This is a genomic window from Paenibacillus swuensis (assembly GCF_001644605.1).
GTDB classification, from domain to species: Bacteria; Bacillota; Bacilli; order Paenibacillales; family DY6; genus Paenibacillus_N; species Paenibacillus_N swuensis.
Window position 1 is genome coordinate 1,261,870 of record NZ_CP011388.1, and the last position, 14,586, is coordinate 1,276,455.

The window sequence follows — 14,586 nt, forward strand, 5'->3', positions numbered from 1 at the left end:
ATACTATATTAGAATCTACAGTTAAGTACAATGATTTGTTTTATGTATTTAGTGGTCGTATATTTCTTACACCATTCAACAAATGGGAAAGAACGGACATCGCTCCCTCCATCGACTGACCGTCATCAGAACGTTGTGCGATCCACAAGGCGGATTCATTCAGAGCAAGTGGGTCATCGCATCCAAAGGTAACGGCTTCAAATCCCCTTGCTGCTGCATGATTTGTAATTGTTCGCGCAAGTGGCGCATGGAATTCTCCTCATCCATTTGGTAAGCGATTCACGCATGCTTACTTGGACCGCAAAGTAAAAATCACAGCCCATTCCAGCCTGTTCATCGCTTCCGGGGAAAAGTCGCCCGTGATCATATGATCTTTGCTCGTCGCTTGCACCCCCCACACATGCACGGTTTCATCGGCGCTGAATGTGACAGGGTTATAATTCTGCATGAGACCCCGCATCTTTAACTTAGCATCCCGGGGAACGCTGTAGGTCATGAGTGCCGACCCGGAATCGCGGTACGTACCGATCTTGATTCGCTCTTCATCTTCCTTGCCGATGACCGTCTCCATAGAAATGATGACCTCTACCTCCCGGACAGCCTGCTCGTTTGAGCTGAAAAATACATCGCCCACCGAACCCGCACCCCGGAGCTTCTTCCCATTTTGCCAGATATCGATGTCGAGTTGAAGATTTGGTTTGGCGCCTTCGTAACTTAACTTAAATGCTCCGGACATCGCGCCCAGAAAAGGCTGAAATTTCGCGGACTCCCCTTTAAATAACTCAACCGGTGTTAAAGTAATGGTTGTAGAATCTGTGCGAATATCATCCGGATCAGGAACAGGTTTCTGATTCTGCCTTTCGCCCCCAAAGCAACCGGAGAAAACCAGCATGATTAACAACACGCCTATGTATCTCATCATCCAAAACACCCCTTATCTCGCAAAAATTCACTGTTCATATCACTACAGATAGATTACTATATAAGTTAAATATTGGATATAGGAAGAGGGATAGAGGATGAAATTAGCACTGTTAATTATTGATATGCAAAAAGGTCTTCTGCAGGACCATGCCGACCCGGCGCAGATTCACAAAGCATGCGTGCATATCAATCATGTCGCGAGCCTTCTGCGGTCGAAAAACCAACCTGTTATTCATGTACAGGATGTGGAAGGCTCCGCGGATCTGAACGACGAATCTCTCGCTATCATCAATGAAATTCAAGTGGAACCGGGAGATCTGAACATTAAGAAAGAGGCTTCCAACTCTTTTTGGAATACCGAACTGGAGCAGTTGTTGAACAAGCATGAGGTGGGATTGGTAATCGTGGCGGGCTTTGCGGCTGAGCATTGTGTGCTGTTTACTTATAACGGAGCGAGGGAACGCGGTTTCAAAACGGTAATTCTGCATAACGGAATCGTAGCTGAACAACGTGAAACCATAGGCGCCATGTATCGGGATCGGAATTTGGTGTCTTATCCGGCGGTAGAGTTTATGGTGGGGGAGAAGTGAAAAATAAACGGCAGCCATTAATCGGGCTGCCGTTTGTTCATTGTGTTTCTACGTGAAGTCTGGCCGCATATCATTACTGGCTAAATTGCAGTTCGTAAGCCAAATCCGCCGTGCTTGTGCCGCCTTCATAATAACCTTGGCTTGCGGAATCGGCGGCGCTCTGTTGTGCTCTACCGGTTGTGCCGCCGGACATCTGCGCTCTGAGGTAGTACGTTGACCCCGACGTGACACTAACTGGCGTGTTAAAATCCGCCGTTACTTTACCTGTCGAACGCGTCGTTAATATGGCGGTGCCAATGACCGGCCCCTGGATGGATCCGCTCCGGAGCTGCACCGTGATATCGGCATCATTGGCTTCCTGCATCCATAACGATACTTGATTTAAAGTACTCCCTGAAGCAACGAACGATTCTCCCGCCCATTTACCTCCGAACAGCGGGTTATACTCGGACCCGATGCCCGGTCTGGACAATGTCTCTCCCGCGGCAACAAACACGACGTCCCGGTAATAATTGCTGTTCAGATAGGATTGTGCAGGCATACTTCCGGTCGTAGCGGTGAATACCCCGCTACCCGTATTCGTAATCAGATTACCTTGCGTTACCGAACTGACAAACACGTTGTTTCTAGCGGCATACCAGCCATCAGAGCTGGTAGATACGGCAACAATATAGTTCTTATATGCCGTGGTGCTTACAGGTTCGGGCAGCGAAAACGATTTCCAACCCGCTGTGCCTGCGGTTATGTTCCAATTGTAAGGGCCTGCCACCACGCTGCCCGTATCGGCGTCCCAGATTCGGACAGTGTGATTACCGCCTTCCGATGCGGTCGTATATACTCGAACCTTCGTTATCAATCCCGGGACATTCGTCTGAAATTTCGTACCTAATTCATATGGCCCGTCATCGCTGAACACGTTAGGCGTCTGGGTACCGAGAATGGTCTGCTCTCCCGGTTGAGGAACAGGCGCATCACTGAACGTCACATCCTTGGCAAGTACGGAAGTACCATATCCCGCGACGAACAGTCGAGCAGTCTGCCCCGTTATCCATTGAGTATCCTTGCCGTTAGAATCAGCTCCGATTCCCATGAGCCCTTTATACGGTCTCCAGCCCTCGCTGCCATAAGAATAGAATGTCTCGGGCACCGACCAATTCATCGTCGATAAATCCGAAGTATACGCAATATCATACTTGCAGCCGCTTAAATCCGAATGTCCTGAAGCCACCCAAGTGCTTACATTATTGAAGATGATAATATATTTATTGAGATACGTATTCCATGAAATCGACGGCGCGGCATATAACGTATTTGATTCATTCCCTAGAATCGGACTCTGCAGACCTCCGATGCCCGGCTGACTCCAGCTTCCGTTGTACCACTTCTGCCACTTTCCCGGACCGTAGTCATTCACCGGAGCGCGGGCCGCGTACAAGCCCGACCAGTTATCAAAGCTCTGATGATAGAACATATAATAGTAGTCGCCGTCCTGAATCAGTCCGGCATCCATACAACCATCATTGCTTAAAGAGGCGTCAACTGTGCATAGATCACCCTCGTAGGTCCAGTTTCTAAGGGTCGGATCCGTCGTACTGGCTAACCCCATTTTGACCAGATGATGGTGACCGGGATGAGCCCCGTAGTCATATTCAATATGAACGATCGCCACAAATTTATTGTCACTATCGCGTCTAAAGATGTGGTAAAGCCAATATTGTGCGTCTCCGCCTGGAAATCCATTATAGGACAAGGTCTGATTGCCCGTTAAGGCCATCGTCTCCGGCGTAGTGCCCGAGAATACGCGATTGTTGTTATTGTTATTCTCAATACGCCAGTACTTGCCGGTCTGTTCGTCCCAGTAATACCCTATATTTCCGTCGACATATCCGAGTTGAGAAGAATAATCGACGGCGGCAGGCGACGTGGTCCACCCGAAATCCGGATTGGCGGCTGCCGGAGCTGTAGGTACACAAAGCAACAATAAGCTGACTGTAATAAAACAAACGAACCTGGACATCCATCGGGTACTGAACATGAACTCATCTCCGTTCCTTGGATTCATTTCGCTTACTTCTGTTGCCTCGTGATCCGGATGGAATATACGCCGAATGGCTCGGCCGTGAGCCTAAAAATCGCATCTTCTCCCGCCATGCCGCAAGCCAGCAAATCAGGCGCAACCCATCCATCCTTCTTTATCACCTCCTTAACCGTAGTTGCATCCAAACGTGTCATGGCAACCTGGCCGCCTTTCATCCAATCCTTCTTTATTGCAACTTCAACATCATGGGGACGGGGATCGTCGAAGTTATAATTCCAGACAAGGATAACGTAAGCCTCTTCCTGTTCCACCGCCAGCATCCCCACATCGCCGGTATCCTCCGCGGTTCCCGCCCCCTGCACAGGCAGTTGCTCTCCTAGCATTTCTTGAAACATGGTGTAAGCATAATAATGCGGCCTGGCTTCGTTAGCTGCGCTGAAGAGTGCCCAATTATGTGACATCCGGTTCCAGTGATCATCCATGAAGGCAATCCCCTTATCACTCATCCAGCCCGAAAATTGCGAAACATCGCAACCGGTATCCTTGAGATGATAGAAGTTGGAACGATCCACGCCCATATCCAGAAACACTTGCAGAGTGGCTATTAGATGCGCGCAGCGGAGTGTAGGATAATCCGCCAGCATCCGCTCCGTCCGCTCCCCTTCCTCCCCCCAATGGCGCATGTTCCACTCGTTCACGATCGTCTCCACATGCAGTTGGGGGTATTTCTCGATTTCGTTCAACGCTGTCCGAATCTGATGCCTCATCTCGTCCGGATAGGCCGTATAATAATGCCACGATACAAAATCCACCCGAACACCCTCATCCACACAATATTTTAGCCAGACCGCCAGAATGGGATCCTGACTGTAAGCCAGTGCGGGGCCGCCCACCCTGACCGTAGGATCAGCCGACAGAATCGCTTCCACCGTCTTGGCGTAATACATGCAGTAATCCTCAGGTGTGAACAATCCCGGGCAGCCCCCTTCTTCACCTAAATCCGGTTCGTTGAATATTTCCCAATACCTAATCGTCCAGCCCAACTCCTGATTGTAATGTTGCACCATCTTGCGAATGAGCGTCTGCCAAGCCATATAATCATTCGGATGGACAATACGCTGATCAACCACCGGGTAAAGAACATGCGGCTTCATACAAAGCGCCAGCATCGGTTCGGCTCCCGCCGCGCGGATGGAAGCAATTACGTCGTCCAGCGCCTGCCAGTCGTATACATGATCGGGGTACACTCGGAAGTATTCCTGCACGAACAACCGGATAACCGTAGGCTCTTCTTGTCGAAACCTTGCTTCAATCCCCCCCAGTACGGGCTCCCGACGAATGCCGCCCATCCCCACACCATGCTTGCGTACAGGCAACGGACCTTGTCCGCGTGTCCCAATCCGAAAACTGAGTTTATCCAACCCTCCCATCCCCTTCCATCCTCATCCTTTAATCCCGGTCATTGCAATTCCTTGTACAAAATATTTTTGCATCACCGCGAAGAGAATGACCGGCAAGAGAATGATTAAACAAGAGCCTGCCATCTGCATTGCATAGTCCTGACCTGCCTGTTGCTGGAAATACTCCAATCCGACCGTCACCAGTTGCTTATCCATATCATTGATGAAAATGAACGGATTGACGAAATCATTCCAATTCCAGATGTACGTGAATAATACCATGGTCAACAACGCCGGTTTCGCCAAGGGGAGAATAATATGGGTGTAGATTCGATAATGACCGCAACCGTCAATGATCGCGGCTTCGGACAGATCATCCGGGATGGCCATGAAGAATTGGCGTAACAGGAAGATAAAGAAAACATCGAATGCCGCCGGGAGAATAATGACCCATGATGTATCAATCAGGTGCAGGTATTTATATAAGAGATAACGCGCCACAATGGTCGTATCCGGAGGGATCATCATTGTCGCGACGAGTACCAGCATCAGAGCATTCCTTCCCGGAAATTTCAGCTTGGCGAAAGCGTAGGCGGCCGCCGTTACAAGGACGAACCTGAATACCACCAAGATAACAACGGTCACAATCGAATTCCAATACCACTTGAAGTAGTAAGGATGTTGAAACAGCCGATCATAATTTCCCCAGTAAACAGGTTGAGGAATTAGCTGAAGCGGCTCCGAAAACACATAGGCGGAAGGTTTGAAAGAAGCGGAGATCATGAAGATAAAAGGTACAATCATTGCGATCCCCAGCATGAACATGAAAATCGAGAAAGCGATTTTACCCCAGTCCCGATGTACTAGTAATGAACCCATTTCTTCTGCCCCTTCCATAATAATATGGTTAACACGAGAATGAATCCGAACAACACCATGGCCTGGGCGGCGGCGTAGCTGTAATGGTTGTAGCTGAACGCTTCTTCATAAATGTTGAGCGCGATCACCCGGGACGATGTTCCTGGACCCCCATCCGTCAGCATGCGGACGGATGCGTAGTTTTGGAATGAATTAATCAGACTAGTGATAACCAAAAAGAAGGTTGTAGGCGATACCCATGGAATGGTGATGTCGAAGATTTTACGCAGTCGTCCCGCTCCGTCCATCTCGGCTGCTTCGTACAATTCCGCAGGCACGCCTTGCACGGCAGCGAGAAATACGATGGTCTGGAAAGCAAGCGACTGCCATACATTAATCAACCCGATCGTTGAAAGCGAGGTTGACGAGCTGCCCATCCACATTGGGGGATTGATTCCCGCCGCGGTCAACAGCTTGTTCACCGGACCGTCAAACGGGTCCAGCAAGATCGACCAGACAATGGCTACCGCGACGACATTGGCCACATAAGGGACCAGAATCATCGTTCGGCTGAAGCCTCGGCCAAAGAAAGATTTATTCAACCATAACGCGAGAATAAAGGAAGAGACCATAATGCCGGGCACATATACAAGCGCATACATAAAACTTCTGAGAAAAGATTTCCATACAATCGGGTCCCGAAGCATATGCGCATAATTGCCAAATCCATAGAATTGTACATCGGCAAAACGTTTGAGCACATTGTAATCCATAAAGCTGATAACTAGCGCATAGATCATCGGTACAATGCTGAACAGAACGAATCCGAACAGAAATGGGAGGATAAATACCGCCGCGACCCGAGATTCTTGCTTCCACATTTGTTTTCCCGCTTTCATGATGCCGCTCCTTTCTACAACAAGCGGGACTATATCGCATAGTCCCGCCCCGGGTTCCTTAATTATTGTTGGCCGCTTCGGTTATGGCCTGATCGGCGCGTTTCTTAATGGTCGCGATTGTGTCGTCTAACGATTTCTCGCCTACCAGGTATAACTCCGCCTCTTGAACAATGATTTTGCTGTACTCATCGGCCGCAGGCCCTATAATCTTTTCTTGAACGTAGTTTAACTTGTTATCGAACAACGCCTTATTTAATTGTTCCGGTGTAATGTCGCCGCCGATGCCTTCGGAAATACCTTGGAACATCGAGTTCAGATCATCCTTTGTCAGATCTACGCGAGCCGGAAGCACATTCATATACTTGTAGTAATTTTCCGCTGCAAATTGCACAAATTGAAGGGCTTCCTTCGGATGCTCCGAATTTTTGTTAATGCCGTTGCCGTCCGTTACTCCGAAGTTATTACCTTCGCCCGCTTTCATCGTAGGCACTTGAACCATGCCGGCTTTCCAATCGCGAGGATAATTCGTCTTGTTGCTTAGCAGTCCCATATACCAAGTACCGATGAACTGCATGCCATACTTGCCGGACATGAAGCCGTCCCATGCCAACTTCTTGGTCTTGAACTCCAGCCAACTTGGCTGAATCTTGTGTTTGTTGCCGAGATCTCCAAAGAATTGAAGCGATTGCTTAAATACAGGGTCATCATAATTGGAAGTGCCGTCTTCCTTGTAACCGCGCACTCCGTCTCCTTGCTGCGTCGCCTGGAAATACATATAATTATCGTAGTCCAACATGTATGACCCATAGATTCCCTTTTCTTTATTCGTCAGTTTCTTGGCGGTTTCGATATATTCATCCCAGGTCCATGCCTCGCCTGTCGGATACGGCACCCCCGCGTCGTCAAAGATCTTCTTGTTATAGACGACCATCCACTTGGTTGCACTTGTCGGAAGCATGTAAAGTTTATCTTCGATCTTCGTTAAATATTTACCATAAATCTTCTCGGCATCGTACGATGCTTCCGACATAAGGTCATTCAGCGGCAACAGCCAGCCGTTCTCTGAGTACTTCTGCGCCAGCAACGGATTGTCCAGCACAACGATATCCGTCGTATCGCCGGTTGTCAGCGCGACGTCAATCTTCTTATAAACATCCATTCCGTCGCCCGGAACAATGTTAGGCTCTACCGTGATTCCCGTTTCCGTCTTGAAATCCTCCAACATCTTCAGAAACTTGGGATCCTGCGCGTTCTTGGCGTCTTTGAAGATCTTTAACGTTACCGGTTCCTTCGTCGCCGTGTTCGTATCTTCCGCACTGGTGTTATTGGTGGCCTTGGACATATTCCCCGCATTGCCAGATTCATTATTCGCATTGCCGCAACCCGCCATCATGATGGTCAAACTCAGAAAAGCCGTCAGCATCGTTACCATACCGCGCCGTTGTGTTGTCAAATAAACCCCTCCAACATTCTGTATTCTTCTTGATAGGTTTATTATAAAGAGCTCCCGCACTCCCCCGGAATGCATTAACTCCCGCTGTTTGTTCCATTATTCCTTCACTTTCTTGTTTAAACAAAAAGACCCCCAAGGGCCTCTGCGTTACCTTCTCTTATTTACCTAAAAGTTGCACTATTCCCCTTGATGATGTTCATTCATGCCATGTCTGTATTGATTAGGAGACAGTCCTGTTATTTTTTTGAACACACGGCTGAAATATTGCTCATTGTCATAACCCACCCTCTGACCAACTTCATACACTCTATACTCACCGCCGCGTAACAAGATCTTGGCGTATTTAATTCGGATGTCGGTTATGTAATCGACGTAGTTGCTTCCCGTTTCTTTCTTGAACAAAATACTTAAATACTTGGCGGAAATCCCTAACTTATCCGCGACCGTTTCCAGCGAGAGCTCCTCTCGATAGGAGGTATTAATCAGTTGTTTGGCTTGCATAATTAATCTCTTTCGTTCGCCAAAACCTGCAATTAAACTTACAACCGCGAGTTTCATCTGTTCCAGCCACTCGATGTATTCTTCAATGAATGAGAGGGATTGAACACTTAAGACAGAATTGAAATCAAACATTTCCCTGGATTCGAAGTTGGACCTCAGGCGGGAATGCACCGCGAACCACACGGCGTTACAGACAATTAGCGCTTCATCCTTCTTCAACTGGGGGTTATCCCTGATTTGAGCTATGATGAAATTCAATGAAGCTGTCACGTTCGGTGCATCATAGAGTTCAACGCCTTTCTCGAGCTTGCGAATCTCACCCGTCAAGTCCGTGAACATCTCTTTGTCTCCAATGGATTGCATTGGCGGTTTGAATACGATAATGCTTCCTTTGCGATGCAGGAATTTAGTATTCATGGCAGCCTCGGCTTGACGGTATGCATCTCCGATGCCGTCATAACTGTCATGGCAGTCGCTGATACCGATAGTTACCGCCATATTCATATATTCTCGGATCGCATCTCTCAGACGCCCGGCCATCGCAGAAGCGGACCCAGCTGAACGCGCGACCAGGATCACAATCTCACCTTGTTGTAAGGGAATAGCGTAGCTGAAGGGAATCGGCTCCAGCATCTCCTCGACAATGTTCATCATGGTACGATGTCGTACGGATCCATTCGAGGAAGGAACACCTTCATGCTCCGCATGCAAAAGCATACAGGTCAACTCTTCTTCAGGCAATTGAATATCCAGCCTTGCAAGTGCTTCCGTTATTTCCTCCCGGTCATACACCAAGCCGCTGACGATATTCTGGAGAATACGCTGTCTGGCGGCTCCGATGTTATCATGGATTACGCTGTCCGCCACGGAACTTCTCGCCGCGTTCGCGTTTTCCTCCAGAATTCGTTCACGCAGCCGGTTCATCAGCTCCATTAGCGATTCGGATTGAAGTTCAAGCTTGATTAGGTAGTCAGCGGCGCCTTGGCGCATTGCATCTTTCACATAGGATAAATCTCCGTAAGAGCTGATGACAACGAACTTCGCTCTTAACTTCGCTTCTTGGGCAGCGCGGATGAGTTCAATGCCGTCCAGCACAGGCATTCGAATATCCGTCAGCACAATATCCGGATCCAGCTCCCGCATCATAGCGAGGGCATGCTGTCCGTTGTCCGCTTCGCCTACAACCTGAAAACCGTGCTCCCCCCAAGGAACTATAGACTTTATACCGACGCGCGCCAGGACTTCATCATCTACGATCATGACTTTCATGTTGGTCAGCCCCCTTGTTCATCGTCATCTAACGTCATCTTGGGGAAACGGGCCTCCACCCGGGTTCCGTTTCCGAGCTCACTCACAACATGCAGCCCGTACAGGTGTCCATACATCATAATCAACCGTTCGTTGACATTACTGACTCCAATACCGTTCGGGCGGCCGCTTGTCCGCCGGGTCTCTTGCGCTTTTACCAACAATAACGATTCCAAGGTTTCCTTCGGAATACCAATCCCGTCATCTTCGACAACCATTATCAATTGATCCTTGCGCGCCTTTACCTCAATTCGCAGCACTCCCCTTCCCTCTTTAGGTTCAATGCCATGGAAGATGGCGTTCTCCACAAGAGGCTGCAGAATGAACTTCATAGTAGCGCAATCCAATGCGGACGCATCCACATCATAGACCACTTCAAACTTGTCTTTATATCTGATCTTCTGGATATATAAATAGTCTTCCAGATTAGATAACTCCTGTTTAACGGAGATCAGGGCGTTGGGGTGATAGACCGCATTTTTGAACAGATTCCCGAGTGCTTCCACCATCTTCTTGATATTGTCCGCGTTCTGGATAATGGCCATCCATCGAATAGTATTGAGGGTATTGTACAGAAAGTGGGGATTAATCTGCGATTGAAGCGCCGCAAGCTGCGCACTCTGCTTCTGTTCCTGCTCTCGGAGCACGGATTGAAACAGTCCATAGATTCGGTCAATCATATAATTGAAATTGGCGCTTAACAGACCGACTTCGTCAGGTGTAGTAATCTCAGTCTTCACCAGCAGATTATTTCCTTTCACCTGCTTCATAACTTGGGTCAACTTCTTAATCGGTTTAACAATGGATGAAGAGATGAAGAACCAGAGTAAAGCCGAGAACAGGAAAGATAAGACAAAGGCGATTCCGGTAATGGTGAAAATACTCTTGCTGTCCCGAACAAGCTCGTCCACAGGGGAAGTTTCCATAACACGCCATCCGTATTTTGGAATGACACGGGAGGCAACCAGATATTCTCTGCCTTCCTCAGTCCGCATTGTATATGGCTCCGAATCAGAGCGCGCCAGCAAGGTCTGGTCGGTCTCCGTTAATGGTCCGTCACCGCCGACATGATAGACCAATGCCCCATGATTGTCGATAATGAAAATTTCTCTGTTGCCCATAGAGCCATGTTGGTCCTCGAACATTTCGTCGAAGAATCTGTAATCAAAGCTGATATAGGCGACACCTATATTTTTCTTGAAATTCTCACTTTTGATGGAACGCGCCAAGGCTACCGTCTTAAAGTCCTCATTTACAAGGTAAGAGGATTTCGCTGTGTTGAGGGGTAACCATTGAACATGGTCATTGGCCGCGGCCTGTCTGAACCAAGCCTCATCTCTCATTGGACTTATATCAAGAGCCCCCACATGTTTGCCATACAGCAAGTTCTTCCCGTTGTCGCCGAATAGAATAATGGAAGATATGTAAGAGAAGAAAGAAGAATATAAATTGAACTCATCCAGTTGTCTGTCTACGATTCTCGCATCTTTAAAGAAATCCAATTCTGACACGTAGGAAGTCGTTAATACCTTTTTGATATCTTTATTGATATATATAAATTCCGAAATTTCGATCATCTGCGAGAAGTTCCGTTCCAGATCGCTGCTGATATACAGGATGTTGTCCATAAAGGACCGGCTTAATTTGTCTTTCAAAATATGAACGGACTGATAGTAAGCGCACACCGATATAATGACGGAGGGGACAATTAATACGATTAAAAAGGAAAAGAACATCTTCGCTTGAATGCTTCTGCGGATCCATCTCATAGGCTCACTCTCTCACTGGAACTTACGGCAAAATTCGCTCGGTGGTTCCCCTGTACCAGGCATCCAGACGCTTGAAGCCTTCGGCATACGGAACACCGGCATGGTACCCTCTAAACTTACCTACGGTATCAATAACTTCGACAAAGTCGAAGCCCGACGTCTCTTGCATCCAACCGGTCTGACTTTGATGACACAGGAACATCTTCTTCTTCAGCTCGATCGTCTCGGTAATATCGACGAACTCCTGCGGGATAAACCCGATTCCGCCGATGTTGTCCATGTGGTAGATGAGCGGTTGTTTAGCCAGCTCCGGCAGCTCCCGGCGAATATTGCGAACACATGCGAGCGGTGCCGCCTCGAAGACGAGCTGACCTGCGTTGCGATGATCCACGTGATAGTCATCCGGACCATGCGTCAAGATGACATCCGGTTTCGCGTACCTCATGACGTCGACCATCTGCAGACGGGCTTCGACATGAATCTCTGACATTTCATCGTCCACATCCATCCAGATCACTTCCGCTCCGATGAGCGCTGCGGATGCATGGAATTCATCCTTGCGAATGGCTGCCATGTCCGGCGGGTCGACGTCGGGATGGCCCATATTTCCATTCGTGAAGGAGACCATGAATACCTTGTCTCCCCTGAGCGCATATTTGGCAAGCGTTCCGCCGCATAGAATTTCAAGATCGTCCGGATGGGCTCCTACCGCCAATACGTTCATTACTGTTCCTCGCTTTCTTTCTTATGGTTTTAGATAAAGGTGCACATGGTAATGTCAGGCTTTCAGTTCAAGAACTTCCCTGGCATCGCGTTTAAGGATGGATTCGATTGCCTCTTGCGGGATACGCGGCAACGCTGTTCCTTCGGTCAACCCGTTGATGGCGCGGAGCGACTCCGCCGTCTGCGCGGCGGTGAAGAACGGGTAATCCGAACCGAAGAGCACCTTGTGCGGAACGCCGTATTCGATCACATTCATCATGGCGTTATAGAATTGCCACGGCCGTGAGACCAGCGCGGACAGATCAGCGTACACGTTGGGATGCTTGCGGATCAGCGCGACACATTCCCCATGCCATGGATGGCCCAAGTGGGCGATGACCATCTTCAGGTTTGGGAAAGCGCGGGCAATGGGGTCCAGCGCAGCCGGGCGGGACGCATCCAGGAAGCCTTGCGAGACGAACGACGTTCCCTGATGCCAGAGGATCGGAATTCCCAGTTCCTCCGCTTTGCCGTAAATCGGCCAGTACATCAACTGTTCCGGATAGAAATTCTGATAGATGGGGGCCAGCTTCAGCCCGACGAGCCCGAGCTCCTTTACGCTGTATTCCAGCTTGCGTACGGCTTCGGGATCGTGAGGATCCACGCTTGCGAAGCCATAGAGCTTGCCGGGATGAGCGGCAACATACTCGGCCACGTAGGCATCCGGCACGATGACGCCTGTCGCCGGACAATTAAACGCCAGAACGATGGCACCGTCCGAATGCTTGTAGTCGTTCCAATGCTCTTCAGGTGTGCGTAACAGCTCGTAACCTTCGCCCCAAGCCCGCTTGGCGTCGCTCAGAAAGCTGCCGCCAACGTGGTTCGGACCGAAGATATGGGTGTGGCAATCGAACATCTGGACTCATCCTCCTATGCTGTAATCAAGACGTAATCCGTGGTGTACTTGCGAACAGCTTCTTCGTTTAATTCAACGCCAAGCCCCGGACCGCCCGGAACCTGCAGAGTGCCGTCCGCCTCCAGACGCAGGGGGTTCAGCACCAGATCGCGGCTTAGAGGGGTATCATTCGTGCAAAACTCCTGAAATACCGGATTCAGCTGATACGCATTGAGATGCAGGGAAGCGGCGGTGAGGATATCCGACGTCCATGCGTGCGGGATAAGCAGCTTGCCGGCTTGCTCAACCATCGTAACAAGCTTGCGTGTTTCGGTGAGTCCGCCTGCTCTCGTAATGTCGGGCTGGATGACGTCCACGTCGCCTTCCGTGATAAGCTGCCTGTACTCGTACAGACCGCCGAGCTGCTCGCCGCAAGCGATTCGCGCATTTACAGCATTCGACAGCTTGCGATAGCCTTCCAGGTTATCCGATTTCAACGGTTCTTCCACGAAGAAGACATTGTACCGCTCAAGCTCCTTCACGATCTGGATTGCGAGCTTCACATCCGAGGTCCACATGCCGTCAATCATGATGTCCATCTCTTGCCCGGCTTCTTCCCGGGCGGCCTCTACGAGCTTAACGGCTTTCCTCGGGTCCTCCGTCACGACGCCCCACCCGAACTTCATCGCCTTGAAACCAAGGTCGCGATATTTCCGCACCGCTTCTTTCATGCCTTCCGGCGTCGGGCGGAACAGGGTACTGGCATAAGCCGTAATCCGCTCATGATTACGGGCGCCCAACATAACGCTTACAGGCTGCCTCGCTGCTTTTCCGATAATGTCCCACAAGCAGACGTCAATGGCGCTCATCGCGTGAATGGCCGCGCCGCGGCGACCGTGGTAGAAGGAAGCTCGGTACATATCACTCCAGATCTTGTCGTATTCCCAAGGGTTCTTGCCAATTACCGCGTGCTTCAATCCCTCGCAGAAACCCGCGATGTAGGTAGGCGCATCAATTAACGTCTTCATAATATGGGGATGCGAGTCGCAGTCGGCAATACCGGATATGCCTTCATCCGTATTCACTTTAACGATCAATGCGTATTTGGGTCCTCTGGAATCTGTTGCTTCATCAGCCATCCCATAAGCGTAAGGACTTTCAAGCACGGATAATTCAATCGATGTAATTTTCACATTCGTTCCTCCGATTATGATTTCGGTTCATGGTCTAGTTTCTGCAAAATACTCCA

The 14,586-nt window shown here is 49.4% G+C and carries 12 protein-coding genes; 1 reads left to right on the forward strand and 11 read right to left on the reverse strand.

The window, feature by feature from the left end; genetic code table 11:
• Positions 1-289 precede the first annotated feature (289 nt).
• Positions 290-922 (reverse strand): hypothetical protein, encoded by a 633-nt coding sequence (locus tag SY83_RS05260; protein ID WP_068604911.1) that lies wholly within the window; start codon positions 920-922, stop codon positions 290-292.
• A gap of 97 nt (positions 923-1,019) precedes the next feature.
• On the opposite strand from SY83_RS05260, the gene SY83_RS05265 reads away from it, so the two are divergent.
• On the forward strand, positions 1,020-1,514 hold the full coding sequence (locus SY83_RS05265; protein WP_068604922.1) for a cysteine hydrolase family protein: 495 nt from the start codon (positions 1,020-1,022) through the stop codon (positions 1,512-1,514).
• Between the two features lie 73 nt (positions 1,515-1,587).
• Here the strand turns inward: SY83_RS05265 and SY83_RS05270 are convergent, their stop codons facing one another.
• The 10 genes from SY83_RS05270 to SY83_RS05315 all read right to left on the reverse strand — a co-directional run bounded on the left by SY83_RS05270 (position 1,588) and on the right by SY83_RS05315 (position 14,530).
• Entirely contained in the window at positions 1,588-3,576 is a 1,989-nt protein-coding gene (locus SY83_RS05270) for a DUF4082 domain-containing protein (RefSeq protein ID WP_082882343.1), read from the reverse strand.
• Positions 3,577-3,581: 5 nt separating this feature from the next.
• On the reverse strand, positions 3,582-4,973 hold the full coding sequence (locus tag SY83_RS05275; RefSeq protein ID WP_197479982.1) for a GH39 family glycosyl hydrolase: 1,392 nt from the start codon (positions 4,971-4,973) through the stop codon (positions 3,582-3,584).
• Between the two features lie 21 nt (positions 4,974-4,994).
• On the reverse strand, positions 4,995-5,831 hold the full coding sequence (locus SY83_RS05280; protein ID WP_068604925.1) for a carbohydrate ABC transporter permease: 837 nt from the start codon (positions 5,829-5,831) through the stop codon (positions 4,995-4,997).
• Positions 5,816-6,709, reverse strand: a complete 894-nt coding sequence (locus SY83_RS05285; RefSeq protein ID WP_068604926.1) for a carbohydrate ABC transporter permease — start codon at positions 6,707-6,709, stop codon at positions 5,816-5,818. The genes SY83_RS05280 and SY83_RS05285 overlap by 16 nt, the downstream gene beginning before the upstream one ends.
• 58 nt (positions 6,710-6,767) lie before the next feature.
• Positions 6,768-8,162 (reverse strand): ABC transporter substrate-binding protein, encoded by a 1,395-nt coding sequence (locus SY83_RS05290; protein ID WP_068604927.1) that lies wholly within the window; start codon positions 8,160-8,162, stop codon positions 6,768-6,770.
• Between the two features lie 177 nt (positions 8,163-8,339).
• Positions 8,340-9,932 (reverse strand): response regulator, encoded by a 1,593-nt coding sequence (locus SY83_RS05295; RefSeq protein WP_068604928.1) that lies wholly within the window; start codon positions 9,930-9,932, stop codon positions 8,340-8,342.
• Positions 9,933-9,937: 5 nt separating this feature from the next.
• On the reverse strand, positions 9,938-11,740 hold the full coding sequence (locus tag SY83_RS05300; protein WP_068604929.1) for a cache domain-containing sensor histidine kinase: 1,803 nt from the start codon (positions 11,738-11,740) through the stop codon (positions 9,938-9,940).
• A gap of 22 nt (positions 11,741-11,762) precedes the next feature.
• On the reverse strand, positions 11,763-12,464 hold the full coding sequence (locus tag SY83_RS05305) for a PIG-L deacetylase family protein (RefSeq protein ID WP_068604930.1): 702 nt from the start codon (positions 12,462-12,464) through the stop codon (positions 11,763-11,765).
• A 54-nt stretch (positions 12,465-12,518) separates the two neighbouring features.
• On the reverse strand, positions 12,519-13,358 hold the full coding sequence (locus SY83_RS05310; RefSeq protein ID WP_068604935.1) for an amidohydrolase family protein: 840 nt from the start codon (positions 13,356-13,358) through the stop codon (positions 12,519-12,521).
• A gap of 14 nt (positions 13,359-13,372) precedes the next feature.
• Entirely contained in the window at positions 13,373-14,530 is a 1,158-nt protein-coding gene (locus SY83_RS05315) for a mandelate racemase/muconate lactonizing enzyme family protein (RefSeq protein ID WP_068604937.1), read from the reverse strand.
• Between the last annotated feature and the right edge of the window lie 56 nt (positions 14,531-14,586).

Bases quoted from the DNA above. Each gene is read 5' to 3' on its own strand.
- SY83_RS05305 (WP_068604930.1), bottom strand. From the start codon at position 12,464: ATGAACGTATTGGCGGTAGGAGCCCATCCGGACGATCTTGAAATTCTA.
- SY83_RS05285 (WP_068604926.1), bottom strand. From the start codon at position 6,709: ATGAAAGCGGGAAAACAAATGTGGAAGCAAGAATCTCGGGTCGCGGCG.
- SY83_RS05300 (WP_068604929.1), bottom strand. From the start codon at position 11,740: ATGAGATGGATCCGCAGAAGCATTCAAGCGAAGATGTTCTTTTCCTTT.
- SY83_RS05295 (WP_068604928.1), bottom strand. From the start codon at position 9,932: ATGAAAGTCATGATCGTAGATGATGAAGTCCTGGCGCGCGTCGGTATA.
- SY83_RS05280 (WP_068604925.1), bottom strand. From the start codon at position 5,831: ATGGGTTCATTACTAGTACATCGGGACTGGGGTAAAATCGCTTTCTCG.
- SY83_RS05260 (WP_068604911.1), bottom strand. From the start codon at position 922: ATGATGAGATACATAGGCGTGTTGTTAATCATGCTGGTTTTCTCCGGT.
- SY83_RS05310 (WP_068604935.1), bottom strand. From the start codon at position 13,358: ATGTTCGATTGCCACACCCATATCTTCGGTCCGAACCACGTTGGCGGC.
- SY83_RS05265 (WP_068604922.1), top strand. From the start codon at position 1,020: ATGAAATTAGCACTGTTAATTATTGATATGCAAAAAGGTCTTCTGCAG.
- SY83_RS05270 (WP_082882343.1), bottom strand. From the start codon at position 3,576: ATGAATCCAAGGAACGGAGATGAGTTCATGTTCAGTACCCGATGGATG.